The 25,506-nt window shown below is 57.2% G+C and carries 23 protein-coding genes; 16 read left to right on the top strand and 7 right to left on the bottom strand.

The features are described 5' to 3' along the window. The first annotated feature begins 4 nt into the window (after positions 1–4). The 13 genes from KGFNPO_RS16765 to KGFNPO_RS16705 all read left to right on the top strand — a co-directional run bounded on the left by KGFNPO_RS16765 (position 5) and on the right by KGFNPO_RS16705 (position 14,161). Positions 5–1,525 (top strand): YifB family Mg chelatase-like AAA ATPase, encoded by a 1,521-nt coding sequence (locus tag KGFNPO_RS16765; protein ID WP_472632366.1) that lies wholly within the window; start codon positions 5–7, stop codon positions 1,523–1,525. Positions 1,526–1,699: 174 nt separating this feature from the next. Beyond that, entirely contained in the window at positions 1,700–4,105 is a 2,406-nt protein-coding gene (locus tag KGFNPO_RS16760) for a type I restriction-modification system subunit M (protein WP_472632365.1), read from the top strand. After that, positions 4,102–5,295 (top strand): restriction endonuclease subunit S, encoded by a 1,194-nt coding sequence (locus KGFNPO_RS16755; RefSeq protein WP_472632363.1) that lies wholly within the window; start codon positions 4,102–4,104, stop codon positions 5,293–5,295. The genes KGFNPO_RS16760 and KGFNPO_RS16755 overlap by 4 nt, the downstream gene beginning before the upstream one ends. Further along, positions 5,292–6,008, top strand: coding sequence for an AlbA family DNA-binding domain-containing protein (locus KGFNPO_RS16750; RefSeq protein WP_472632362.1), 717 nt, complete (start codon positions 5,292–5,294; stop codon positions 6,006–6,008). Before KGFNPO_RS16755 ends, KGFNPO_RS16750 begins: the two co-directional genes overlap by 4 nt. Before the next feature lie 32 nt (positions 6,009–6,040). Next, entirely contained in the window at positions 6,041–6,682 is a 642-nt protein-coding gene (locus KGFNPO_RS16745; RefSeq protein ID WP_472634517.1) for an ATP-binding protein, read from the top strand. Next, entirely contained in the window at positions 6,675–9,728 is a 3,054-nt protein-coding gene (locus tag KGFNPO_RS16740) for a type I restriction endonuclease subunit R (protein ID WP_472632360.1), read from the top strand. Before KGFNPO_RS16745 ends, KGFNPO_RS16740 begins: the two co-directional genes overlap by 8 nt. Then, complete coding sequence (locus KGFNPO_RS16735) at positions 9,718–10,443, top strand: M48 family metallopeptidase (RefSeq protein WP_472632358.1); 726 nt, start codon at positions 9,718–9,720, stop codon at positions 10,441–10,443. The genes KGFNPO_RS16740 and KGFNPO_RS16735 overlap by 11 nt, the downstream gene beginning before the upstream one ends. 102 nt (positions 10,444–10,545) lie before the next feature. After that, positions 10,546–11,520, top strand: a complete 975-nt coding sequence (locus tag KGFNPO_RS16730; RefSeq protein WP_472632357.1) for a DMT family transporter — start codon at positions 10,546–10,548, stop codon at positions 11,518–11,520. Next, positions 11,520–12,068, top strand: a complete 549-nt coding sequence (locus KGFNPO_RS16725) for a hypothetical protein (protein ID WP_472632356.1) — start codon at positions 11,520–11,522, stop codon at positions 12,066–12,068. The genes KGFNPO_RS16730 and KGFNPO_RS16725 overlap by 1 nt, the downstream gene beginning before the upstream one ends. 1 nt (position 12,069) lies before the next feature. Beyond that, entirely contained in the window at positions 12,070–12,735 is a 666-nt protein-coding gene (locus KGFNPO_RS16720) for a LysE family translocator (RefSeq protein ID WP_472632355.1), read from the top strand. Positions 12,736–12,849: 114 nt separating this feature from the next. Beyond that, positions 12,850–13,335 carry an asparaginase domain-containing protein gene (locus tag KGFNPO_RS16715; RefSeq protein ID WP_472632354.1) on the top strand — a complete coding sequence of 162 codons (486 nt, stop codon included), beginning with the start codon at positions 12,850–12,852 and terminating at the stop codon, positions 13,333–13,335. Between the two features lie 15 nt (positions 13,336–13,350). Next, complete coding sequence (locus KGFNPO_RS16710) at positions 13,351–13,905, top strand: YgjP-like metallopeptidase domain-containing protein (RefSeq protein WP_472632353.1); 555 nt, start codon at positions 13,351–13,353, stop codon at positions 13,903–13,905. Positions 13,906–13,945: 40 nt separating this feature from the next. Then, a complete protein-coding gene (locus tag KGFNPO_RS16705; protein WP_472632352.1) occupies positions 13,946–14,161 on the top strand; it encodes a hypothetical protein in 216 nt (71 codons plus the stop codon). Here the strand turns inward: KGFNPO_RS16705 and KGFNPO_RS16700 are convergent. Further along, positions 14,158–14,448 carry a hypothetical protein gene (locus KGFNPO_RS16700; RefSeq protein WP_472632351.1) on the bottom strand — a complete coding sequence of 97 codons (291 nt, stop codon included), beginning with the start codon at positions 14,446–14,448 and terminating at the stop codon, positions 14,158–14,160. The two genes, KGFNPO_RS16705 and KGFNPO_RS16700, sit on opposite strands and share 4 nt — an antisense overlap. 148 nt (positions 14,449–14,596) lie before the next feature. On the opposite strand from KGFNPO_RS16700, the gene KGFNPO_RS16695 reads away from it, so the two are divergent. Beyond that, positions 14,597–15,868 carry a TIGR03862 family flavoprotein gene (locus KGFNPO_RS16695; RefSeq protein ID WP_472632350.1) on the top strand — a complete coding sequence of 424 codons (1,272 nt, stop codon included), beginning with the start codon at positions 14,597–14,599 and terminating at the stop codon, positions 15,866–15,868. Between the two features lie 85 nt (positions 15,869–15,953). Continuing rightward, positions 15,954–16,997, top strand: coding sequence for a phosphate ABC transporter substrate-binding protein PstS (pstS, locus tag KGFNPO_RS16690; protein WP_472632349.1), 1,044 nt, complete (start codon positions 15,954–15,956; stop codon positions 16,995–16,997). 81 nt (positions 16,998–17,078) lie between these two features. Here pstS and KGFNPO_RS16685 read toward each other — a convergent pair whose 3' ends face one another. The 5 genes from KGFNPO_RS16685 to KGFNPO_RS16665 all read right to left on the bottom strand — a co-directional run bounded on the left by KGFNPO_RS16685 (position 17,079) and on the right by KGFNPO_RS16665 (position 22,253). Then, positions 17,079–17,777, bottom strand: a complete 699-nt coding sequence (locus KGFNPO_RS16685) for a Crp/Fnr family transcriptional regulator (protein ID WP_472632348.1) — start codon at positions 17,775–17,777, stop codon at positions 17,079–17,081. A 200-nt stretch (positions 17,778–17,977) separates the two neighbouring features. Further along, positions 17,978–18,691 (bottom strand): general secretion pathway protein GspB, encoded by a 714-nt coding sequence (locus tag KGFNPO_RS16680; RefSeq protein ID WP_472632347.1) that lies wholly within the window; start codon positions 18,689–18,691, stop codon positions 17,978–17,980. Next, a complete protein-coding gene (locus KGFNPO_RS16675; protein WP_472634516.1) occupies positions 18,691–20,337 on the bottom strand; it encodes an ExeA family protein in 1,647 nt (548 codons plus the stop codon). The genes KGFNPO_RS16680 and KGFNPO_RS16675 overlap by 1 nt, the downstream gene beginning before the upstream one ends. Positions 20,338–20,502: 165 nt before the next feature. Continuing rightward, positions 20,503–21,642, bottom strand: coding sequence for a PQQ-dependent sugar dehydrogenase (locus tag KGFNPO_RS16670; RefSeq protein WP_472634515.1), 1,140 nt, complete (start codon positions 21,640–21,642; stop codon positions 20,503–20,505). A gap of 161 nt (positions 21,643–21,803) precedes the next feature. Next, the gene (locus KGFNPO_RS16665; protein ID WP_472632346.1) at positions 21,804–22,253 is read right to left on the bottom strand and encodes a CBS domain-containing protein; all 450 of its coding nucleotides are present in this window, start codon (positions 22,251–22,253) and stop codon (positions 21,804–21,806) included. A 123-nt stretch (positions 22,254–22,376) separates the two neighbouring features. On the opposite strand from KGFNPO_RS16665, the gene KGFNPO_RS16660 reads away from it, so the two are divergent. After that, positions 22,377–23,621, top strand: a complete 1,245-nt coding sequence (locus KGFNPO_RS16660; RefSeq protein WP_472632345.1) for an MFS transporter — start codon at positions 22,377–22,379, stop codon at positions 23,619–23,621. Positions 23,622–23,755: 134 nt separating this feature from the next. Here KGFNPO_RS16660 and KGFNPO_RS16655 read toward each other — a convergent pair whose 3' ends face one another. Then, on the bottom strand, positions 23,756–25,144 hold the full coding sequence (locus KGFNPO_RS16655) for an FAD-binding oxidoreductase (RefSeq protein ID WP_472632344.1): 1,389 nt from the start codon (positions 25,142–25,144) through the stop codon (positions 23,756–23,758). Positions 25,145–25,506: the final 362 nt, after the last annotated feature.

Here is a 25,506-nt window from a genome sequence, read left to right as displayed (position 1 = left end):
GCGGATGAGCCTGGCAGTCCTGAAAAGCCGCGCACTGACCGGCATGCACGCCCCGGAAGTCACCGTCGAGGTGCATCTGGCCAATGGCCTGCCAAGTTTTACGATAGTCGGTTTGCCGGAAACCGAGGTCAAGGAATCGAAGGACCGGGTTCGCGCCGCATTGCAGAATGCGCGCTTTGAATTCCCCGCCAAACGCATCACCGTCAACCTCGCGCCAGCCGATCTGCCGAAGGAATCCGGCCGCTTCGACCTGCCGATTGCGCTCGGCATCCTGGCCGCCTCCGGCCAGATTCCGGGCGATACGCTGGATCAATACGAGTTCGCCGGCGAACTGTCGCTGTCCGGCGCGTTGCGCCCGATTCGCGGTGCGCTGGCGATGACTTTTGCGATGCATAAAACTAGCGCAGGCGGTCGCCAGCGCGCCTTCATCCTGCCCCGCGCCAGCGCCGATGAAGCGGCGTTAGTGCGGGATGTGACGATATTGCCGGCCGATTCACTATTGCAGGTGTGCGCCCATTTCTGTGCTATCGATACAGATGCAAGGCTAAAGCCGCATGTGGTGAGCGCGCTGGAGATACGGCCCGAATATCCGGACTTTTCCGAGGTCAAAGGGCAGGTACAGGCCAAGCGGGCGCTGGAAGTGGCCGCCGCCGGCGGTCATAGCGTCTTGATGGTTGGTTCTCCAGGCACCGGCAAGTCGATGTTGGCAGCGCGCTTTCCCGGCATCTTGCCGTCGATGACAGAGGACGAAGCGCTGGAATCAGCCGCGGTGCAATCGCTTACCAGCGGCTTCTCGATTGACCGCTGGAAAGTGCGGCCATATCGTGCCCCGCATCACACCGCTTCCGGCGTCGCATTGGTTGGTGGCGGCAGCGTGCCGCGTCCCGGCGAAATTTCGCTGGCGCATTGCGGCGTGTTGTTTTTGGATGAATTACCGGAATTCGGCCGCAGCGTGCTGGAAGTCTTGCGCGAGCCGCTGGAGTCCGGCCACATCACCATTTCCAGAGCAGCGCGGCAAGCCGATTTCCCGGCCCGCTTCCAGCTGATCGCGGCGATGAACCCGTGCCCGTGCGGCTACCTCGGCCATGCGTCCGGCAAATGCCGCTGCACGCCCGATATCGTGGCGCGCTATCAGGACAAAATCTCCGGCCCGCTGCTGGACCGCATCGACATGCAAATCCAGGTCGGCGCGTTGCCGCACGAAGATTTGCTCAGGCAAGCCGACGGCGAACCATCAAGCGCCGTACATGCCCGGGTTGAGCGCGCCTTTGCGCTGCAACTGAGCCGCCAAGGCAAAGGCAACCATGCGCTCTCCACCGGCGAAATCGATGCCCACTGCAAGCCGGACTCTAGCGCCGAACAACTGCTGCGCGCCGCCATGATCCGCCTGAACTGGTCCGCCCGCGCCTATCACCGGGTGCTGAAAGTGGCGCGCACCATCGCCGACCTGGCCGGCCAAACCAACATCGGCAGCGCCCACATAGCCGAGGCAATCCAGTATCGGCGGGCGCTGCGGGAGCATTGATTGCGGTTGGGGCACGCTCGAATACGGTCAAAATATATAACCAGGCATTTCAGAGTGAGAGAAATAGCGCTTCAGATTTTCTTCAAATAACAGCGTGATCTTTCAGATCAGTTGCCAATTTCATAAAAAATACATCACAACGCTATACGATTTCGTATTGAACCAAGGTACATAGTGGCAATTAAAAAATCCGAACTCTACGCATCCCTGTGGCAAAGCTGCGACGAACTGCGCGGCGGCATGGATGCCAGCCAGTACAAAGACTACGTGCTGGTAATGCTGTTCATCAAATACGTCAGCGACAAATACGCAGGCCAGCCTTACGCTCCGATCAAAATCCCGGCAGGCGCCAGCTTCAAGGATATGGTCGCGCTCAAAGGCACGCCGACCATAGGCGACGACATCAACAAGAAAATCATTGCACCACTGGCCGACGCCAACAAACTGGCCGACATGCCCGACTTTAACGACGCCACCAAACTCGGCGACGGCAAGGAAAAAGTAGAACGGCTCACCAACCTGATCTCCATCTTTGAAAACAAGGCGCTGGATTTCAGTAAGAACCGCGCCGACGGCGACGACATTCTGGGCGACGCCTACGAATACCTGATGCGCCACTTCGCCACCGAAAGCGGCAAAAGCAAGGGCCAGTTCTATACGCCGGCCGAAGTCAGCCGCATCATGGCAAAAATCATCGGTATCAACCGTGCCAAAACCAGCGCCAAAACCACCGTATACGACCCGACCTGCGGGTCGGGATCGCTGCTATTAAAAGTTGCAGACGAAGCCAAGACAGAGGTCACCCTGTACGGACAGGAAAAAGATGCGGCCACCAGCGGCCTGGCGCGCATGAACATGATCCTGCACAACAATCCGGGCGCACTGATCAGGCAAGGCAATACCCTCGCCAACCCCCTGTTCATCAGCGCGCAAGGCAGCTTGCAAACTTTTGACTATGTAGTTGCCAATCCGCCGTTCAGCGACAAACGCTGGGGCAATGGCGTCGATGCGGTGAACGATCCGCATCGACGCTTCTCTGACTTCGGCGTGCCGCCGGCCAAGAATGGCGACTATGCCTATCTGCTGCACATCGTGCGCTCGCTCAAGAGCAACGGCAAAGGCGCATGTATTTTGCCGCACGGTGTACTGTTCCGTGGCAATGCCGAAGCCGTCATCCGCGAGTCGCTGGTGCGCAAGGGCTATATCAAGGGCATCATCGGCTTGCCCGCCAACCTGTTCTACGGCACCGGCATCCCCGCCTGTATTATTCTGATCGACAAGGAAAATGCCCAAAACCGTAAAGCCATTTTCATGCTCGACGCCGGCAAGGGCTACATCAAGGACGGCAACAAGAATCGCCTGCGCGACATGGACCTGCATAAAATTGTTGATGTCTTCAACAAGCAAACCGAAATAGCCAAATACAGCCGTATCGTGCCGTTTGCCGAAATTAAAAAGAATGAATTCAACCTCAACATCCCGCGCTATATCGACAGTTCCGAGACGGAAGACCTGCAAGACATCGCCGCCCACCTTCTGGGTGACATTCCCAAGGCGGATATCGATGCACTGCAAGGCTACTGGGATGTACTCCCTAGTTTAAAAGCAAGTTTGTTTGCTAGTTCCCAACGCAGCGCCGATTTCTACACACTAAAAATCGGCAAAGACTCGATCAAGCCAGCGATTTACCAGCACCCCGAATTCGTGCGCTTTGTGGCAGAGATGAATACCTTGTTTGCGCAGTGGCAACACGATACCGCCACCACGCTCAAAGACCTGCAGGCCGGCCACCATCCGAAAGAAGTGATCCACCAGATCGGCGAAAGCCTGCTCGCCGCCTATACCGGTAAGGCACTGATCGACAACTACGATGTGTACCAGCACCTAATGAATTACTGGTTTGCGGTGATGCAGGATGATTGCTACCTGATCGCCGCCGATGGCTGGAAGGCGACTATCCACCGCGTGCTAGTGGAAAACAAGCAAAGCAAAAAAGTCGTCGATAAAGGCTGGGCCTGTGACCTGATCCCGAAAGAACTGGTAATCAATCGCTATTTTTCAGTCGATAAACAAGTAATTGAACAACTGGAAGCCGCCAGCGAAACGCTCGCCAGCCAGATCGCCGAACTGGAAGAAGAGCACGGCGGCGACGAAGGTTTTTTTGTCGAGCTCGATAAGGTTAATAAAGCCAATGTCGCGGCGCGCTTGAAGGAACTCAAAGACGACAAGGACGCCAAGGAAGAAATCGCGGTACTCAAGCAGTACCTGGTCTTGGTGAACCAGCAGCTAGAGACCAACAAAAAAGTGAAGGAAGCTCGCGCCGCGCTCGATGCCAAGCTGTTTAGCGTTTATCCGAAGCTGTCCGAAGCCAAGATCAAGACCCTGGTGGTGGGTGACAAATGGATGGCGACGATGGATAAAGATATCCACACCGAAATGGATAGAATCAGCCAGCGCTTAACCCGGCGCATCAAGGAACTCGCCGAGCGCTATGAAACGCCGTTGCCGCAGCAAACGCAACATGTCGCGGACTTGGAGCAAATGTTGCAGGCGCATTTGGCGAAGATGGGGTTTGTATGAAACTAAGGACTGGTTACAAGCAAACTGAGATTGGGGTAATTCCAAGCGACTGGAATGTAAAAAAATTGAGAGACGTTGCGTCTTTTCGAACCGGCCCTTTTGGTAGTGCGCTGCATAAATCTGATTACACTTACGACAGCGTCCCAGTAATTAATCCAATGCACATTATTGATGGGCAGATTAATCCTAGCCTATCAATGACGGTATCTAAAACGATAGCGAACAAGCTTTCGGATTTTAGGCTCTCCAATCAAGAAATCATTATTGGTAGACGTGGTGACATGGGCCGCTGTGCGGTCGTGCGTTCACAACATGCTGGATGGCTTTGCGGAACAGGTTCAATGATTGTTCGACCTGCGGCTTCCGTAAATCCTGAATTTCTTCAACGAATACTGTCGAGTCCTGAAGTTGTATCTGCAATAACAGACACATCAGTAGGTTCAACGATGATCAACTTAAATCAAGGAACTTTAAGTGGTCTAAGCATTAAATTTCCACCGCTCATTGAACAAACCGCGATCGCCAATGCATTGAGCGATGCCGATGCGTTGATACTATCGCTGCAAAAACTCATCGCCAAAAAATGCCAGATCAAGCAAGGCGCGATGCAGACCTTGCTCGATCCCTTTGAAAATGGAACATTGAAAACGGATTGGGTGGTGAAGACGTTGGGGGAAATCGCGCAGATTGGACGTGGGAGAGTTATTAGCCATCGTGATATTGGCGCGTCAATCAGTGCGAAATATCCTGTCTATTCATCACAAACAACAAACAAAGGAATCATGGGTTATTTAGATACCTATGATTTTGACGGCGAGTACATCACATGGACAACAGACGGTGAAAAAGCTGGAACGGCTTTTTACCGCATCGGCAAATTTAATTGCACTAACGTTTGTGGAACAATTAAGCTGAAAAGGGACAATGCTCTTTTCTTGACAAATATCCTTCTGAAGGAAATGCCTAAGTACGTTTCAAGAAACTTAGCCAACCCCAAAATAATGAATGACGTTGTTAAAAAAATTGAGGTGTTGATTCCACAAGACTTGGAAGAACAAACCCGCATCGCCACCATCCTCGCCGACATGGACGCCGACATCGCCGCACTGGAAACCAAGCTCGCCAAATACCAGCAAATCAAACAAGGCATGATGCAAAACCTGCTCACCGGGAAGATACGTTTGGTATGAAAGAGCATCAGAACATTGAATGGAAAGAATCCTGGCGCGATGAATACCTGAAATGGATCTGCGGTTTTGCCAATGCGCAGGGCGGTACGCTGATCGTCGGTAAAAATGATAGCGGCAGGATAGTCGGCCTGCCCAATGCCAAAAAATTACTGGAAGATATACCCAACAAGGTGCGCGACATCCTCGGCATCATGGTTGACGTGAATCTGAAAACAGAGCAGGCGCTGGAGTATCTGGAAATCGTGGTTGAGCCTTACCCCAGCCCCATCAGCTACAAGGGCGAATACCATTACCGCAGCGGCAGCACCAAACAAGAACTGAAAGGCACGGCGCTGGAGAAGTTCCTGCTGCAAAAGCGCGGCAAACGCTGGGATGGCGTGCCGGTACCGGGATTTGATGTGCAAGACTGTAGCCCCGCGGCTTTTCAACTGTTTAAGGCCAATGCCGCCAAGAGCGGCCGCATGAGCGACAAGGTATTGAATGACAGTGTTGACTCCCTGCTGGACAATTTGCAGCTCCGGGAAGGTAAGTATCTCACAAGCAGGCCGCGTCCTTGCTGTTTTCCGAGACACCGGAAAAATTCGTTGGCGGCGCTTTTATCAAGATCGGCTTTTTTGTTAGTGACCATGATCTTCGTTATCAAGACGAAATCCACGGCAACCTGTTCGCACAGGTCGAGCACACGCTGGATTTTTTGTTCTCCAAGTACCTGAAGGCCTATATCAGTTACGAGGGTATCCATCGCGTGGAGACCTTCCTGTTTCCCCGCGCGGCCTTGCGCGAAGCGTTGCTCAACGCCGTCGTACACAAGGATTACAGCAGCGGCATCCCGATACAGATCAGTGTCTATGAAGATAGGATCGTCCTATGGGGTTCTGGGCAGTTGCCACCAGACTGGACGATAGACCGCTTGCTGGGAAAGCATCCCTCTGCCCCTTACAATCCGCTAATTGCGAATGCTTTTTTTCGGGCGGGTTATATCGAGTCATGGGGGCGCGGCATCGAAAAAATTAACGATGAATGCCGTGCTCACGATATCGAGCCACCGCTTTACGATGCGAGTATGTCTGGCTTGATGCTTACCTTGCACGCTAACCCCCAGCATCTGGTGAAAGCCTTGGGTGAATCGCAGGCTCGCCAGAAAGCTTCGGAGAGAGGGGCAGAGAAGACTACCCAGAAAACTACCCAGAAAACTACCCAGAAAATCCTGGAACTGCTGCGTAAGAACCCATCAGTCAGCCGCCGGGAAATCGCTGTTGTCTTAGGGGATATCACCGAAAACGGTGTGAAATACCATTTGGAAAAGCTGAAGTCTGAAGGACGCCTTAAACGTATTGGCCCGGCCAAGGGTGGACATTGGCAAGTCACAGGAGAAAATGATGTCTGATATCGGCAAGTCCGAACGTGCCACGCAACATCGCGTGCTTGCTTTATTCCAGAATCATTTGGGCTACACCAATCTCGGGAGCCTGGAAGACCGTCCCGACAATACCAATATCGATGAAAATTTGCTTGCCCATTACCTGAGCAAGCAAGGCTATGCTAACGATGCCATCAGCAAAGCGATCTATGACTTGCGCATCGCGGCCAACCACCACGGCCAAAGCCTCTACAACACCAACAAAAAAGTATACGAACTGTTGCGCTACGGTGTGCCGATCAAGGTGGCAGTTGGCGTGCCGACAGAGTCGGTGATGCTGATCGACTGGCGCGATCCGCTACAAAACGATTTTTACATTGCCGAAGAAGTGACGGTGTTCGGCAACCACGAAAAGCGGCCCGACATCGTGCTATATGTGAACGGCATCGCGATTGCGGTGCTGGAGCTGAAAAACAGCCGGACTTCAATCGGCGAAGGCATACGTCAGAGCCGGGTCAACCAGCAAGCGGGGTTCATTGGTGCGTTTTTCAGCACGGTGCAGTTTATTTTTGCCGGTAACGATTCCGAAGGACTGCAATACGGCACGATCGGCACGCCGGAAAAATTCTTCCTGAAGTGGAAAGAAGACGAACAGGACAACAGCGGCTACAAGCTCGACAAATACCTTGCCAAAATCTGCAACAAGCAGCGCCTGATCGAATTGATGCATGACTTCGTGCTATTCGACGGCGGCATGAAGAAGCTGCCGCGAGTGCATCAGTATTTCGGTCTGAAGGCGGCGCAAGAGCATGTGCGCCGGCGCGAGGGTGGCATTCTGTGGCATACCCAGGGCAGCGGAAAAAGCATCCTGATGGTGCTGCTGGCGAAGTGGATTCTGGAAAACAATCCGCATGCGCGGGTGGTGATCGTGACCGACCGCGACGAGCTGGACAAGCAGATTGAGCGGGTATTCAATGATGCCGGCGAGCCGATTAAACGCACCAGCAGCGGACGCGACCTGATGACGCAATTGGGCGAAGCTACGCCCCGGCTATTGTGTTCTTTGGTGCACAAGTTCGGCAAGAAAGGCGTCGACAATTTCGAGCAATTCATCAAGGAACTGGCAAGCCAGCCCAGCCACGCGGTGGGCGAATTGTTTGTGTTTGTGGATGAATGCCACCGCACGCAGACCGGCAAGCTGCATCGCGTGATGAAGGCGCTGTTGCCGGGCGCGGTTTTCATCGGCTTTACCGGCACGCCGTTGTTGAAAAAGGACAAATCGACCAGCCTGGAAGTGTTTGGCAAATACATCCACACCTATAAGTTCAACGAAGCGGTGGAAGACGGCGTGGTGCTGGATCTGATCTATGAAGCACGCGACATCGACCAGCGTCTTTCTTCGCAAAACAAGATCGATGAGTGGTTTGAGGAAGCGACCAAAGATCTGAACGATTTCCAGAAATTCGAGCTGAAAAAGAAATGGGGCACGATGCAGCAAGTGCTCAGTTCGAAAAACCGCATGAGCAAGATCGTTCTTGACGTGATTTATGACTTTAAAAAGAAGCCGCGTTTAAGCTCACAGGCCGGCAACGCAATTCTGGTAGCCTCCAGTATTTATGAGGCTTGCCGTTATTTCGAGTTTTTTCAATCTACATCGTTCAAGGGAAAATGCGCGATTGTCACTTCGTACAACCCGCAAACCAGGGACATCACCACCGAAGATACCGGCGCCAATACCGAAACGGATAAGGAATACATCTACAAGATTTATACCGATTTGCTGAAGGACGTGGCGGCAAAACCGGGTATGACCAAGACCGAAAGCTATGAAGAAGCGGTGAAAACCCTGTTCCGCAAGGAACCTGCGAGCATGAAGCTGCTGGTAGTGGTGGACAAGCTGCTCACCGGGTTCGACGCGCCGAGCTGCACCTATTTGTACATCGACAAATCGATGCAGGACCATGGCTTGTTTCAGGCGATCTGCCGCGTCAACCGGCTCGATAGCGAGGACAAGGACTTCGGGTATATCGTCGATTACAAGGATTTGTTCAAAAAGGTGGAAAACGCGGTAGCGGTGTACACCTCCGAGCTGGACTACGACAACTTCGAGCAGGGCGACTGCGACATCCTGCTGAAAGACCGCCTGACCATGGGGCGTGAGCGTCTGGACAGTGCACTGGAACAACTGGCGCTGCTGTGCGAGCCGGTGCAGCTACCCAAGGACGATCTGGAACATATTCACTATTTTTGTGGCAACACCGAGATCCCGGAAGACCTCAAGCTGCGCGAGATGCAGCGCACCGCCTTGTACAAGGCGATCGTGGCACTGATCCGTGCCTATGCCAATATCGCAGATGAGCTGGAAGCGGCCGGTTACAGCGCAGCCGAGATTGCACAGATCGAACACGCGCTCGATCGCTACCTGAAATTGCGCGAAATCATCCGCAAGGCCAGCGGCGAAACGCTGGATTTGAAAGCTTATGAAGCCGATATGCGGCACCTGATCGATAACTACATTCAGGCCGATGACTCGGTGGTGATTTCGCCGTTTTCCGAGATGTCGCTGATCGATGTGATCGTCAACAGCGGGATTGCCGAAGCCATCAACGCCCAGCCCGATGGGATCAAGGGCAACCAGGATGCGGTCGCCGAAACCATCGAAAATAATGTGCGCAGCAAGATCATCAAGGACCATTTGCTGGACCCCGCGTATTTTGAAAAAATGTCCAAGCTGCTGGGTGAGATCATCAAGCAGCGCAAGCAGGGCGCCATCGACTATCAGGAATATCTGAATCAGGTCGCCGAACTGGCAAATAAAGTCGTGCGGGGTTTTGCAGCGACGACGCCTGCAGCACTCGATACACCGGGCAAGCGGGCGATCTACAACAATCTCGGGCAAGACGAGACTGTCGCCCTCTCAGTGCATCAGACGATGGCGACCTATTGCCCGGACAACTGGCGAGGTAGCATTGCCAAGGAGCAAATCGTCAAAGGAAAATTGTATGAAGTGCTGAACGATGTAGATAAAGTGGAAGCGATTTTTCCAGTATTGAAACAACAGAATGAATATTGAAGTCGATTATTTTGACCTCGGCAAGATTGCGGTATCGGTTGTGCGCAAGGCTATCAAGAATGTCCATCTCAGTGTTTATCCACCTGAAGGCAGTGTGCGCGTGTCAGCGCCACGCGCCATGGAACTCGACACCATTCGGATTTTTGTCATTTCAAAACTGGGCTGGATCAAGCAGCAGCAGGCCAAGCTGCGAGCGCAGGAGCGCGAAGCGCCGCGTGAATTCATCAATCGGGAAAGCCACTTTTTTAACGGGCAACGTTATCTGCTAAAAATCGTCGGGCATCATGGCGCTGCCAAAGTGTTGCTCAAACACAAGATGATAGAGCTGCATGTGCGTCCCGAATCCAGCACGGAAGCCCGCCAATCCGTTCTCAACGAATGGTATCGCCAGCAACTGAAAGACGCCCTGCCCGAGCTGATCTCCAAGTACGAGAAGCGCATGAAGGTTCAGGTTGCCGAATTCGGCATCAGGAAAATGAAAACGAAATGGGGAACCTGCAATCCCCAAGCGAAACGGATCTGGCTCAACCTGGAACTGGCCAAAAAACCACCTGAATGCCTGGAATATATCGTGGTGCATGAAATGGCGCATTTATTGGAGCCTAGCCATAACGATCGGTTCGTTGCACTCCTTGATCAATTCATGCCCAAATGGCGTTTTCATAAGGACGAATTAAATCGATTGCCAGTGCGACATGAAAACTGGATTTATTGAGATGGCGGGTGCAACAACACCCTTCACAATCGCAATCCTTTACAAGACCCTGCGCCGAAAGTCGTGCATCATCGCTGTTCCCCATTCTTTGCGACACTATTTATGTTGATTGGTATTTTGTGCGCCCTGGGCGCTGGCCTGATGTGGGGCCTGGTTTTTGTGACGCCGGTATTGCTGCCGGATTATCCGGGCATCGTGCTGTCGTTCGGGCGCTATATTGCGTTTGGTCTGATTGCGCTGGTGCCGGCCTGGCTCGGCCGCCGGCAAATCGCGGCGCTGTCGCGGGCCGATTGGGGGGTGGCGTTCCGGCTCTCGCTGGTGGGCAATTTGCTGTATTACGCGGCTCTGGCCAGCGCGATCCAGCTTTCCGGCGCGCCGTTGCCGACTTTGCTGATCGGCACCTTGCCGGTGGTGATTACGATCGTGTCCAATACCGCGCCGGGCCACGCTGCGGATGCAGTGGCCTGGCATCGGTTGCTGCCGGCGCTGGCGGTGATCGCCACCGGTTTGCTGCTGGTCAATGCCAGTGAATTGCAGCAGCTCGATGGCAGCCGCACGCTGACGCAATATTTGCAGGGTTGCGCGCTGGCGCTGCTGGCGCTGTGCGCCTGGACTTGGTATCCGATTAACAATGCGCGCTTCATGAAGGCGCATCCGCAGATTCGCTCGTCCACCTGGGCCACCGCCCAGGGTCTGGCGATGTTGCCGGTAGTGCTGCCGGGATTCGTGCTGTATGGCTTGATTGCGCACGCCGGCGGCGGCAGTTACGCGTTCCCGCTGGGGCCGCGCCCGGCGTTGTTCGTCGGCATGATGCTGCTGATCGGCTTGTGCGCTTCGTGGCTGGGCACCATGCTGTGGAATCATGCCAGCCAGCGCCTGCCGACTTCGCTGGCCGGCCAGTTGATCGTGTTCGAAACGCTGTCGGCGCTGGCGTATGCATTCCTCTGGCGCGGCGCAATGCCGTCGGTGCAAGTGCTGGCGGGCATCGCGCTGCTGATCGTTGGGGTAATATTGGCGATCCGGACTTTTCGCCGCTCTGCTAAAGTTTCCACACTGGTTAGCACACTGAATAATTGATGACTGCGTTTTCACTTTCCCCGTCCATCCTCCGCCTGACGCTGCCGATGTTGCTGGCAGTTTTGTTGATGCTCGCCGGCTGCAGCCCGAGCCTGAACTGGCGTCAGGTGGAAGGTGTCGATGCGCCGTTTGTGGTGTTGTTGCCGGCCAAGCCGACCACGCTGTCGCGTCCGATTGACCTCGACGGCATGCAGGTCACGATGTCGATGACCGCAACCGAAGTCGACGGCGTCACTTTCGCCGTCGGCGTAATCGCGTTGCCGGACGCAGCGCTGGCACCGAAGGCGCTGCAAGCGATGAAACTGGCGCTGGTGCGCAATATCAACGGCAGCATCGAGAGCGAGCGCGTGAACAATACCAGTAACAGCTTCGATATTGTCGCTACCGGCAGCATCGGCCGCAGCAAGGAACCGGCCCGGCTGCTGGCGCATTTCGCGGCCCGCGATCAGCGGGTTTATCAAGCGATCATCGTCGGCCCCAGCAGCGCAATCAGCAGCATGAGCGTGGATGCCGCCGATACCTTTTTTACTTCTTTCAAAGTGCACTGATATGACTTTTGCGACCTGGATCACATTCTTTTTTGCCGCCTGCATCATCGCTGTTTCGCCCGGCTCCGGCGCGGTGCTGTCGATGTCGCACGGTTTGTCGTACGGCGTCAAAAAAACCAGTGCCACCATTCTCGGATTGCAAGCCGGCCTGCTGCTGATTCTGTTGATTGCCGGTGCCGGCGTCGGCTCGATTTTGCTGGCATCCGAAGTCGTCTTCAATCTGGTCAAGACCATCGGCGCCTTGTATCTGGTGTATCTGGGCGTGAGCCAATGGCGCGCCAAAGTTGTGGCGCGTCCGGATATTGAAACTGACACTGCGCTGTCGCCGCCAGAGCTGCAGCACAGCGCCATGCCGACTTTGCGTCGCCGCTTCCTGACCGGATTTTTTACCAATGCGACCAACCCGAAAGGCATCATCTTCATGGTGGCCGTGTTGCCGCAGTTCATTTCGCAGCAAGCGCCGCTGCTGCCGCAATTGCTGATCCTGGGCCTCACCATGTGCGCGATTGATTTGACGGTGATGCATAGTTACGCTTTTGCGGCTTCCGGGATGCAGCGATTTTTTCGCGATCCGCGCATGGTCCGGCGGCAAAACCGTTTCTTTGGCGGCGTGCTGGTGGCGGTCGGCACCGCGCTGTTTTTCGTCAAGCGCGCGCCGACTGCGTGAGACTGCATACACTCGGTTGTATTTTTAGTGTACGCACAGAAAAATTGCGTGAATTGCATGATAAATGCATATACTCCCACTATTTTTAATCATGCCAGTTAACCGGATTGTAACATGACACTACGTATTATTGCCAGCGGTGGCACCTTCGACAAGCATTACGACGAGCTTGCCGGCCAACTCGGCTTTGGCGCCAGTCATCTGCCGGCAGCACTTCAGCGCAGCCGCATTACGCAAGCGCACACGCTCGAAGTGCTGCCGCTGCTCGATTCGCTGGAGATGCAGGACGCCGACCGCCAGCGCTTGTTGGCCAGTTGCCGGCAAGCGCCTGAAACCGCGATTGTCATCATCCACGGCACCGACACCATGCGCGAAAGCGCGGCAGTGCTGGGCGCGGTCGCGCTCGACAAGACCGTGATCCTGACCGGCGCGATGATCCCGTACGAAATCGCCAATTCCGACGCGTTGTTCAATCTTGGCTTTGCCATCGGCGTGGCGCAAACGCTGCCGGGGGGCGTGTATGTGGCGATGAATGGCCGCGTGTTCGATTGGGACAAGGTCAGCAAAAACCGCAGCGCAGGGGTTTTTGAGGTTGGTTGAACAAATATGCCACACATGAACGCATTGAAATACTTGACCGGTTATTCGGAAGACACCAAGACCCAGGTGCGCACGCTGCTGGAACAGGATCGGCTGGGCGCGATTCTGCTGAAAAAGTACGGCCGCTTGCACGAGGTGCGCACCGACCGCGCGTTGTACGACTATGTGATTGCGCTGAAGAATGAATTTTTGCGCAATGCCGCGCCGCTGTCCAAGGTTGCGTTCGACAGCAAGATCAAAGTCATCCAGCATGCGCTGGGCTTGCATACCGCGATTTCGCGGGTGCAGGGCGGCAAGCTCAAGGCCAAGCGCGAAATCCGGATTGCCTCGCTGTTTCGGGAAGTGCCGCTGGAATTCCTGAAGATGATCACCGTGCATGAACTGGCGCACCTGAAAGAAACGCAGCACGACAAAGCCTTCTACCAACTCTGCACCCACATGGAGCCGGATTACCACCAGTACGAATTCGACCTGCGCCTGTACTTGACGCAGGTCGATGCGCACGGCAAGCTGCTGTGGCCGGGCAGCGTCGCCGTTGCCAGTGCCGATTCAGCGGCGGAAAAAATATAACCTTATCTGCTCACCTCTATTCACCTCGGATCACCCGCTTATGCAACCCATCAATGGCATCCCGATTCCCTGGTACGACATCGCCAGCATGGTTTTCCTGGCTTGCCTGTGCCTGTACTTCGGCCTCGCCGCCGGCAGTTTTTCTATCAAGGCACGGCAGAAACTGCCGTCGTTCGTGTTCAATCGCAGTATTTGTTTTTTCCTGACCGCGGCCTTTTTGCTGATGGCGCTGGCCAGATTGCTGGGCTGGTTTTAAGAGCCGATGCACTGGTTGCCGCCGGCGAGGACACGTTCCTCGTGCGGCAGGCTGCGATTCTGATCGACTGAAAATCTGCCGACGCCGAGGGTCTTGAGGACGCCGGCGGCCGCATCGAGCGTTTGCAATGCGCGGATTTCTTCGCGCGCGGTATGCAACGGGCAGGGCGTTTGCTCCAGATCCCGATAGGCGTGGATTTCCCAGGCGACGCCGTTCCAGAATAACGTCCACTGAAACTCGGCGCCGGTCGACATGGCAGTGCGAAAATAAGCGATATCGGTAGTCATGACAGTCTCCTTTTTTAGTTGGTCTGACTGTGGTTTAGGACATGACAATTGTTTTGTCAAATGGCATTCCTGTTTTGTTGCGCAAAACAGGGTTTCGCACTCAACGCAACACCACCGCCGCCATGCCCACTCACCACTTAATTTCAATATGAAAGAATTTATGATCTGTTCCGATACCAGCAAACGCCGTGTCGCCATCATCGGCGGCGGTCCGGCCGGGCTGATGGCGGCCGAGGCGCTGGCCCAAGGTGGCGCCTTGGGGCAAATTCAGGTTGATCTGTACGACGCCATGCCTTCAGTCGGGCGCAAGTTTTTGCTGGCCGGCAAGGGCGGCATGAACATTACCCACGCCGAGCCGATGGATGCGTTCCTGTCGCGCTATGGCGCGCGCCGGGCGCAGATTGCGCCGCTGCTGGAGGCTTTCGGGCCGGATGCGTTGCGGCAATGGGTGCATGGCCTGGGCGTGGCGACTTTCGTCGGCAGTTCCGGCCGCGTGTTCCCGGCCGACATGAAGGCTGCGCCTTTGCTGCGCGCCTGGCTGCAGCGCTTGCGCGGGGCCGGAGTGCGCTTTCACATGCGCCAGCGCTGGTTCGGTTGGGATGCTGACGGCGCGCTGCGTTTTGACGGCAATGATGGCAGCACGTCGGTCAAGCCGGACGCGGTAGTGCTGGCGCTGGGCGGCGGCAGCTGGGCGCGGCTTGGCTCCGATGGCGCATGGCTGCCATTGCTGGCCGCACGCGGGGTCGAGGTGGCGCCGCTGCAGCCGTCCAATTGCGGTTTCGATTGTGTCTGGAGTACGCATTTCAGCAGCCGCTACGCCGGTGCTCCGCTGAGTCCGGTAGCGCTCAGTTTTGCCGATGGCAACGCGCCCATGCCGCGCAAGAAGGGCCAGTTCGTGATCACTGAAGGCGGAGTCGAAGGCAGCCTGATTTATGCTTTTTCAGCCGCGATTCGCGACGCCATTGCCGCCCACGGCAGCGCCACTGTCACCCTCGATCTGGCGCCTGACTGGACGCCTGAACGGGTTGCAGCAGAAATCAGCCGGCCGCGCGGCGCACGCTCGATGTCCAGCCACCTGCAAAGCCGGCTCAACATCACCGGCGTCAAATCCGGCCTGCTGCGCGAACTGGTCAGCAAGGAGGACTTCGCCCAGCCGGCAGTGCTGGCCGCCAAAATCAAGGCGTTGCCGCTGACGCTAAACGCGGCGCGCCCGCTGGATGAAGCCATCAGCAGCGCCGGCGGGGTGCGCTTTGATGCGCTGGAGCCAGGCTTGATGTTGCGTGCGCTGCCCGGTGTTTTCTGCGCCGGCGAAATGCTGGACTGGGAAGCGCCGACCGGCGGTTATCTGCTGACGGCCAGCTTTGCCAGCGGCCGTGCAGCCGGGCTGGGCGCGCTGGAATGGTTGCAGCGCAACGGCTAACGACTGCGGAGTGCGCGATTCATTACCCGGTAACAATTATTGGGCATGATGTAGCTCCCGTTGCCCGATTGCATCCAAGCCTCTTATGTCCATCAAAAACGCTGTATTTGCATTGCTTTTTCTGTGTGCTGCAGGTCGCGTGCTGGCTGGCGACATAACCGGCGCCGGATCGTCTGCCGCCAAACCGCTGTATGAAAAATGGGCAGAGATCTACCGGCAGCGCACCAGCGTCAAGATTGCCTATGCGCCGGTCGGCTCATCGAAGGGCTTGCTGCAGATCAGGCAACACGCGGTCGATTTTGGCGCCAGCGATGTGGCGCTGGCTGCGGCAGAGCTGAAGAAAGACCGGCTGATCAGCTTTCCCAGTGCGATTTCCGGCGTGGTGCCGGTCGTCAATCTGGCCGGCATCAAGCCCGGTGCGTTATTGCTCACCGGGGAAGTGCTGGCCGATATCTTTGCGCGCAAAATCACTCGCTGGGATGCCGCCGCGATAGCCGCCCTCAACCCCGGACTGCCGCTGCCCAACGCGGCTATCGTGGTCGTGGTGCGTCAGGACGGTTCCGGCACCACTTATAACTTCAGCGATTATCTGAGCAAGATGCAGATCAACTGGCGGGAAAAATTCGGCCGCGGCTTTACCATCGCCTGGCCGGCCGGCGTGGTGCCGGTCAAAGGCAGCAGCGCCATGGCCGCTGGCGTCAAGCAAACCGACAACGCGATCGGTTATGTCGATTACAACTATGTGGTGCAAGAGAAGCTGGCCTACGTCAGGCTCAGGAACCGGCAGGGCAATTTTGTCGCGCCGAACGCGCAAAGCTTTGCTTCAGCGTTAAAAAACAGCGACTGGTTGCGCCGGGCTGCATTCGAGGAAATGCTGACCGACAAATCCGGGGCCGACAGCTGGCCGATTACGATGGGCACTTTCATCATCCTTGCCCAGGTTGCCCAAAAACCTGAAAACGCCATCGCCACCCTGAAATTTTTCAATTGGGCATTCATGCATGGCGACCACCTGGTGGCAGGCCTGGATTTTGTGCGCCTGCCGGATCGGGTGCAGGCCAAGATTTATGCAGAAATGCTGAAGGTAACCGATCAAAACGGCAAGCCGCTGCACTGGTCGGAATTGTAAGCGGCGCTGGCGATTTCAGGCGGCGGATCAAAATTGCGGAAAATTCGCGGAAACTGCCTCAGGCCGGCGCATTCTTTGTCATTACGGCATTACCGCCGACATCCGCTCAAAATCGAGTATCTTGATGCGGCGGCCGGAAATCGCAATCATGCCTTCGGCAGAGAGGTCGTGAAACAGGCGCGACAGGGTTTCCGGCGTCAGGCTGAGGCGGGAAGCGATCAGCGATTTTTTGGCCACCAGTTCTATATCGTCGCTGGTTTCGCGCCGGCTTTGCCGCAGCAGGTATTCCGCCAGCCGCTGTTTGGCGCTTTGCGAATAGGCTTCGATATCGCGCACCAGGCTGTAAAACTGACGTCCGACGCAGGTCATCAGTTCGCGCGAAAAATCGAAATTCTGCGCCGCCACACGCATGATCGCAGTGCGATCGATATGCAGCAGCATGGCGTCGGTGGTGGTCTTGACCAGCGCAATATGCGGGCGCTCCAGCAGCATCTCGCCCAAGCCGAAACAGGTGTTCTGACCCAGGATTTCGAGGATTTTTTCGGTGCCCTGTTTGGTATGCAGAACGATTTTGACTTGCCCGTAGACGATCCAGAATGCGCCATTGGCGGCGTCGCCGTGACTGACGATCGCTGTATTTGCCTTGGTTTGGGTGGATCGGGTGCCGGATACGATGTCGTCGAGCTGCTTCTCGTCCAGCATTCTGAACAAGCTGGTCTTGGCAATAATGCTTTTTAGATTAGTGCTGTAGTCATTGGTCTTGGATAACGCGGGTATCACAATTTCATCCTTTTTTCATCCTTGTACATTGTGCGGTTCAATGTTTAAGTGCATTAATGCGCCTATTTTTCGATCTAAATACCGTAAAAATTGCGCAAGATCATGGACGACGATACTAGCGATATGGTATTGCCGCATACATGATGTGGATCAATTTTTTGCGGATGTGCTCGATTGCGCATCCGTCGTATCCATTTCAATTAATACGGCATCCGGTAACGGTATCCCTGGTAATTCAGCACCACTGCGCCACGCAGCATTTTTTCCAGGATCAAGCCGGGCGCGACGGCATCACCTTCGCGCAATAACTGGTTGTTGATCAGCAGCGACCGCTCGGCCTGGTTGCTGGAATAGATGTAGCCGCTGATGACCAGTGGCGGAATCTCCCTTTGAATCTGGGGCGGCAGTTCGCGCAGCGTCTGCAGTTCCGGTTCGGCCGCATTGGCGGATGGCGTCGGCGCCGGTTTTTTTGCGGGCGGGGTGATGGTTACGGCCGGCCGTTGCTGTGGCAGCGACGTTGGCACGCTGCTGGCTGCAGCCTTCGGCTTACTGGCTTCCGGCGAAACAACTTTGGGCGTGGCCTTGGGCGTCGGCGGCGCTGGCTGGGTTGGCACAGCGCGCACGGGCGGCGGCAGTGCCGGCGCAATCGATGCTGCCGGCGCAGCGGATTGCGTCGGCGCGCTGGGCGCTGCTTTCGTCGGCAGCACGGTACCGCGCTGCCAGGGTCGAAACCAGGCCAGCGCGATCAGGATCATGACCAGCGCCGTCAGCGCACCCCAGCGCCATGCGCGCCGCCAAAGCGGCGCGCGGTCAGCGGAGGCGGCGGCGAAAATCGCCGGCGCATGAATATTCGGCAGCGCACCCAGCGTGCGTTGCGCTTCAGCCTTTTTCAGGGCATCCAGAATGTATGACATTATTTTCCCGACTCCGCAGTGGCGACGCCAGCCTGATGCAGGCGCGGCTCATCGATGCCGGCGGCGCGATTGAGGTACATGAAGGTCATCGGGCCGACTATGCCGTCGGCGGCCAATCCATGGGCGCGCTGGAACTGTTGCACCTGGAGTTTCAGGGCCTGGTTGAATCCCTGGCCGGTTGGTTGCTGCAGCTGGGCTGCGATCCAGTCGACCTCGGCGCCTTGCGTGCCCGCGCCAAATACCATGCCAGCGATGTCGCGCGCGGTCGGGGTGCGCCAGAAAGTCACCATCTGGCCGCGAAATTGCGCCTCCAGCACCGCCAGCGGCACGGTTTTGCTGACGTTGCCTGTGCGTAAGGTAGCGCTGCCTGGTGTCAGCCCGATCAGCAGCGCGTAATAGTTCGGCGTATTGTTTTGGTCCTGCAGGGTCAGGATCGCAGGGCGATCGAGTTGCGCCAGCGCGGCCAATCCGACCCCGCCGGCGACATAACAGGCCACGCGCTGTTGCTGCGCGGCTTGGCAGGGCGGTCCTTCCGGCAATGTAAAACCCCACAACTGCGCCAGTTGCCGGTACGCGTCACGGCGATCCGGCCAGCCGGCGTCAGCCTGCAGCGCCGCCGTTACGATGGGTGGGGTGTGATCGGCTTTGGCGGGCGCGGTCTGGACGGTCTTGCCTCGGTTATCACGTTTACTGTGCTCTTGCTGCAGATTCCAGCCCAATGCCAGCGCGACGACAACCAGGGTGCCCGCCATCAGCCACACCAGGGCCGGGCGGATGGCAGGTGCTGCAGCAGTGGCGGTTGCTGCTGCCGGCGCAAAATCGCCGAACACTTCACGCGCCGCCTGCCTGACTATCGCGCGATCGACGCTGTGTTTGTTTTCGGTATATGCGCCCAGCAGGGCGCGGTCGCACAGCAGATTGATGCGGCGCGGCACCCCTTGCGTGAGGCGATGAATCTGCTGCATCGCCGGCGCTGGAAACACCGTGGCGTCAAGCATGCCGGCCACCGCCAGCCGATGCCGGATATAGCGCGCGGTTTCCGGCGCTGCCAGCGGCCCCAGATGGTAACGGGCAATCACGCGCTGGGCCAGCTGTTCCAACTCTGGCCGAGCCAGCATGCCGCGCAGTTCGGGCTGGCCGATCAGGATGATCTGCAGCAGCTTGCTTTGGCTGGTCTCCAGATTGGTCAGCAGCCGCAATTGTTCCAGCACGCCGGCCGACAGGCTTTGGGCTTCATCGATGATCAGGACGTTGTGCCGGCCCTCGGCGTGGGCGGCCAGCAAATAGCTATTGAGCGCATCGACGTAATCCTTGACCGATGCTGCATCGACATCGGCACCGTGCGGCAAGTCGATGCCGATGCCAAATTCGTCGCAGATCGATTGCAGCAACTCCGGCACCGTCAGCTTCGGATTGAAGATGTAGGCGACGTTGCAGTCGTCCGGAATCTGTTCCAGGAAGCAGCGGCACACCGTGGTCTTGCCGGCCCCGATTTCGCCGGTCAGCAAGACGAAACCGCCGCCGCTGCCGACGCCATACAGCAAATGCGCCAGCGCTTCACGATGCTGCTCGCTCATGAACAGATAGTGCGGATCGGGGGCGATCGAAAACGGTGCTTGTTGCAAGTTGAAGAATTGGGTGTACATGGCAGTCAGTGAATAGTCCAGCGCCAAGGCTAGCATAAAGGCATTCGAGCGCGTTCAGGGCTTCCGCGCATCCTCGGATAAAGATATATTTATGCGGAGTATGGCTATAAACAATAGAGTTTCCGCAATATTATATTGGCACTTTAAAAATACAATGCATAGTATTTAATCCTTCCGGATGCGCTGAAGGCGCGGTTGCCGCTCCGGCCGCAAGCGCAGCAGCTGACCGCGGCTGGCGTCGGTCAATACATACAGCAAGCCGTCCGGCCCTTCGCGCACGTCGCGGATGCGCTGGTCGAGGTCTTGCAGCAACCGTTGTTCGCGCACCAGCTTGCCAGCGCGCCATTCCTGGCGGGCCAGGTAATGGAACTTGAGCGAACCGATGAACAGGCTGCCTTGCCAAGCCTTGCCGTAACGCGCGCTGTGCAGGAAGGCCATACCGGAGGGCGCAATCGACGGCGTCCATTGATACAACGGCGCTTCCATGCCGGGTTTGGCGCGCAAGCCTGCGCCGATTTTGCCGCCGCCATAGTTTTCGCCATAAGTGATGATGGGCCAGCCGTAATTCTTGCCGGCCTCGGGCCGGTTGATTTCATCGCCGCCTTGCGGGCCGTGCTCATGGGTCCAGAGCCGCCCATCGGGGCCTAGCGTGGCGCCCTGTATGTTGCGATGGCCATAACTCCAGATTTCCGGCAGCGCAGCGCTTTTGCCGATAAACGGGTTGTCCGGCGGCACGCTGCCGTCCTTGCGCAGCCGCACTATTTTGCCGTGGTGGTTGGTTAACGTTTGCGCATCCTGCATGCGGGAAAAGCGCTCGCCCAGCGTCAAAAACAACGTGCCGTCGGTATTTTCAACGATGCGGCAGCCGAAATGCGCATTGCTGCTGACCTTGGGGCGCTGGTTGAACAGCACCGTGACCTGCTCCAGCCGCCTGGCATCGGTAGACAAATGGGCCGATGCCATTGCGGTGGAATTGCCGGCGCCGCCCGCGGCCGGCTCCGCATAGCAAAAATAGATGGTGCGGTTGTGCGCAAAATCGCTATCGGCCACCACGTCCAGCAAACCGCCCTGGCCGACCGCATCGACCTCCGGCACGCCGGCAATCGGCGGCCCCAGCGCGCCGTCCGGTTGCACCAGCCGCAAGCGCCCGGGGCGTTCGGTGACCAGCATGCGGCCGTCGCCGATAAAGGCTAGCGCCCACGGGTGTTCCAGATCCCGGACTAAGACTTCAGTCTGCAACGCCGGGGTGGAAACGGTCGCTTGTGGGTCGGCCGTCGTAGTTTGGGCGCCGACCACGGCGCACATTGCGGTCATGCCCGGCAAGACGACCCAACGGAAAACCCAACGCTGTCCACAAAATACGCGCATCGATCACCTCTTCATCCGGAACATGCAAAGGCGGGCAAGCGCTTGGGCAGACTGCCGGCAACGCGCGGTTTAAGCATGACGGCCGTCTGTTGCCGGCCTTACTTTCGGACCTGTTTTTCGATCGATTGCTGGCGCAGGCTGATGCGCGACAGTTCGCTCATCTCTTCGGCCAGAAATTGCATTAAGTCATCGACACTGACAATTCCGACCAGGTGGCCGTGGCTATTGATCACCGGCATCCGGCGCACACCCTTGAAGCGCATCCGTTCTATGGTTTCGTGCACATCGTCGTCTTCGCCGGCAGACAGCAGTTCCGCGCTCATGATGTCGCCCGCTTCGATGCTCTTGGCGTCCAGCCCTTCGGCAACGATAGAGACCACGATGTCACGGTCGGTCAAAATGCCGACGGGCAACAATTTTTCATCCGCTGCATCGACCACGACCAGGTCGCCGACATGGTGCTGGCGCATCAGTAGCGCGGCTTCCAGCACACTCGCTTCGCGCTTGCAATGCACTGCCTCAAGCGTGGAAATTCCACCGATTCGCATATCAGTCTCCTCATCAGATGATGAAACACTAGCGTTTGTCGGCCCCGGCAATTTTGATTTTTCTCAAACAAGCGGGACTGGCGCAATAATGCTGGCTTCGCCACTAATCGTTGCCGAACCTCGATGACATCCTCCATCCGCGCCGTTCCGATAATCCGCCGGCCCGACCGCCAGCTGGTGCAGCTGGTTGCGCTGGGCACTGCGCAGGTTCTGGCCTGGGCATCATCGACTTACCTGCCGGCGATTGTGGGTACTGCCATCGCCGCCGAATTGCAGATTTCACGCGGCACTTTCTTCGCGGCATTTTCGCTGTCGCTGGTGGTGATGGCGCTGGTAGGGCCGACGGTCGGGCGTCGGATTGACCGTGCCGGCGGGCGTCGCGTGCTGCTGTGTTCGAACTTGGCGCTGGCAAGCGGTTTGCTGATGCTGGCGTTCGCCAGCGGCATTTTCAGCCTGTACGCGGCCTGGTGCGTGATCGGGGTCGGCATGGGTTTGGGCTTGTACGATGCGCTGTTCGCGACGCTGGTGCATCAATATGGCAAATCCGCCGGGCGCTTGATCGTCGGGGTCACGCTGATCGGCGGTTTTGCCAGCACCGTGGGTTGGCCGTTGTCGTCATGGATGCTGGAACACTGGGGCTGGCGCTGGTGTTGCGCGGCGTGGGCGTTGCTGCAACTGTGCGTCGCGCTGCCGCTGCATTACCGTTATGCCAGCAACAGCCGCAGCGCGGATGCGGTTCCGACTCCAACTTCGGCTTGCGGCGTAAAACCAGCGTCGCCCGAGATCCCCGAGCAACCGCAGCCGGGCCGGCGCGATGTCGCTTATCTGTGCCTGTTTTCCGGTGCGACTGCGTTTGTGACTTCGGCCATGGCGGTGCATTTGCCGGCGCTGCTGTCGCTGAGTGGCGCAAGCGCGGCACAGGCATTGTTTGCCGCCACGCTGCTGGGTCCGGCACAAGTGGCGGACCGGCTGGCCGAATACGGGCTGACCCAGTACACCAAAATTCGTCCGCTGACCACCGCCCGCATCGCCACCGTCCTGCATCCGGCTGCTTGTTTGGTGCTGGGCGGATTGGGCGGATTGGCTACTGTTCCGCTGGCGGGAGCCTGTTTTGCGCTGCTGCACGGGGCCGGCAACGGCATGATTTCAATTGCGCGCGGCGTGCTGCCGCTGGCGCTGTTCGGGCCGGTCGGCTACGGTGCGCTGACCGGCACACTGGCGCTTTTTGCCCGCACCATGCAAGCGGCCGCGCCGTTCGCCTTCGTGCTGATACTGGATGGCGGCGGCGTCAAGCCGGCATTGCTGCTGTCCGGCGGATTGTCGCTGGCGGCATTTTTTGCTTTGTGCAAATTGCATATGCGTGTTTGATAAAAAACGGGAGTATGCCAAATAAGCAAGCATTTTCCGCATAATTAAAATGCGGATATAAAAAATACAATGTGTAGTATATCTGCAGTGGAAAGCCAGGTAAGCCAATTCGCTGCACTGGAATGGCGCTTGCGCTAAATCGACGGCTTGATGTTCTGATTTTGTCGGAACAGGTTGTGCGGATCGTACTGGTTCTTCACCTGCACCAGTCGTTCGTAGTTGGGTCCATAGGCGGCCTCGATCCGGCCGCTTTCATCCTCGGTGAGGAAGTTGACATACACGCCGCCGCTGGCGAAGGGCGCTGCCGCATCGAAAAATTCGCGCGCCCACGCAATGCACTTGGCGTCTTCGGCCGGATCGCCCCAGCGGGCGTGGACGTTCATCACATACAGCGCATCGCGGTGCGCATACGCGGTGGCGTCGGGTGCCGGCCGGCTGGCTTGCCCGCCAATCAGTCCCATGAAAATTTCACACTGCGGCCCCGGAAGAGTGCCGGCGTAGCGGATCACGGTGTCGATCGCGTCGTCGCTGAGCGCCGAAAAATTGTGGGATTTCCAGTAATTGCGCGCACCCGGCGTGAGCAGCGGGTCGAAGGCTTTTTGCCAGGAGCTGTAAGGCATGCCCCCGATATGTTCGCCGCAGGGCTGGCCGAAATTGCGCAGCGGTTCGATGGCGCGCTGGCCTTCTTCGATATCGCCGGCATACAACAGCGCGAACACCACGACTTCCGTGCCATGCACTTCCGGCGGCAGGAACGGTAGCGGCGGGGCCTTGCGCAACACGGCCCACACGCTCAATTCTTCCGGAATGGCGGCGACGAAATCGCGGTAGCGGGTCAGCACTTGTTTGGCTTGATCGAACGGGAACACCACCAGCCCGCTAAGCACTTCGGGCCCGACCGGATGCAGCGCGAACTCGAACAGTGTCACCACGCCGAAGTTGCCGCCGCCGCCGCGTATCGCCCAGAACAGGTCCGGATGTTTGGCGGCGCTGACCCACAAGCGCTTGCCGTCGGCAGTGACGATCTCGGCTGCGACCAGATTGTCGACCGTCATGCCGTGCTTGCGGCTGAGCCAGCCGAAGCCGCCGCCCAGCGTCAGGCCGGCCACGCCGGTAGTGGAATTAATGCCCAGCGGCGTCGCCAGCCCGAAGGCTTGCGCCTCATGATCGAAGTCACTCAGCGTGGCACCGGCTTCCACGTAACCGAGGCGCGCCTCCGGGTCGATCCAGACCGATTTCATCAGCGACATGTCGAGCATCATGCCGCCGTCGCAGACTGCGTTGCCGGCGATATTGTGGCCGCCGCCGCGCACCGCCAGCAGCAGATTGTGCTCGCGCGCGAAGTTGACCGACGCCATTACATCGGCCACACCGGCGCAGCGCACGATGATAGCCGGTCGCTTGTCTATCATCGCGTTCCAGACTGCGCGGGCTGCATCGAAACCGGGTGCGTCCGGCAACAATAATGGCCCGCGCAAGGTTGCCCTGAAATCTTCAATAACACTCGCTTCGATGCTGACCATGATGACCCTCCACAGAATTGGACATGCTCGGAACCAAGTGCGCTGTCGCCGCAGCCATAGCGCAAGGCCGTAACTCTGATGCCAGTATGGTGATGGTTTTTGCACCGCTTTTGATATTTATCAGCACTGCGTTTGCCGAATCGATATTGGTCTAGCCGACCGGCAAGTTAAGCACGTTTTCGGTGGCAGAGACATAATTTTAATGGGGCATATTGCTGCGCATCATCACACTTTGCTGGATGCAGAAAGCCGCCATATTTACCATTGGCAACGATTCCTGTTCTGCCGCTGGAAAAATAAAATACTTGATTCATCGTATAATTTCGGCAGAAACAGACACAGATAATTAAGCGCCGATTTGA

This window comes from Gelidimonas diazotrophica, assembly GCF_055694025.1.
Note: the sequence above shows the minus strand (reverse complement) of the source record. Positions and strands in the feature narration are given on the sequence as shown.